Source organism: Kitasatospora phosalacinea, from assembly GCF_000717185.1.
GTDB classification, from domain to species: domain Bacteria; phylum Actinomycetota; class Actinomycetes; order Streptomycetales; family Streptomycetaceae; genus Kitasatospora; species Kitasatospora phosalacinea_A.
Genome location: NZ_JNYE01000264.1, coordinates 1 through 772 on the forward strand (window position 1 = coordinate 1; position 772 = coordinate 772).

The window sequence follows — 772 nt, forward strand, 5'->3', positions numbered from 1 at the left end:
GGCCAGGGGAGTCAGCGTCCGGGCATGGGCCGCGAGCTCTACGACACCCACCCCGTCTTCGCCCAAACCCTCGACGAGGTCTGCGCCGCATTCACCCCCCACCTCGACCGCCCCCTCCGCGACGTCATCTTCAACCCCGACCCCACCGACCTCGACACCACCACACTCACCCAACCCGCCCTCTTCGCCGTCGAAGTCGCCCTCCACCACCTCCTCACCTCCCACGGCATCACCCCCCACCTCCTCGCCGGCCACTCCATCGGCGAACTCACCGCCGCCCACCTCGCCGGACTCTGGACCCTCCCCGACACCTGCACCCTCATCGCCACCCGCGCCCGCCTCATGCACACCACCCCCACCACCGGCACCATGACCGCCATCGCCGCCACCGAACAAGAAATCCTCCCCACCCTCGCCCCCGGCGCCCACATCGCCGCCCTCAACTCCCCCCACAACACCGTCATCTCCGGCGACCGGGAAGCCGTCCAAGCCACCACCACCCACTGGCACAACCAAGGACGCAAAACCACCCCCCTCCGCGTCCACCACGCCTTCCACTCCCCCCACATGGACACCATCCTCGACCAATTCCACGCCACCGCCGCCACCCTCACCTACCACCCCACCCACACCCCCCTCATCTCCAACCTCACCGGACAGATCGCCACCCCCCACCAACTCAACTCCCCCGACTACTGGACCCACCACATCCGCCACACCGTCCGCTTCACCGACACCATCCACACCCTCCACCACCAAGGCACCACCACCT

Annotated in this window: 1 protein-coding gene; it reads left to right on the forward strand. The window is 68.5% G+C overall.

What is annotated here, in order from left to right; translation table 11 throughout:
- Positions 1–24: 24 nt before the first annotated feature.
- A partial coding sequence (locus OO57_RS37930; RefSeq protein WP_234337734.1) for an acyltransferase domain-containing protein occupies positions 25–772 on the forward strand: 748 nt, incomplete at its 3' end.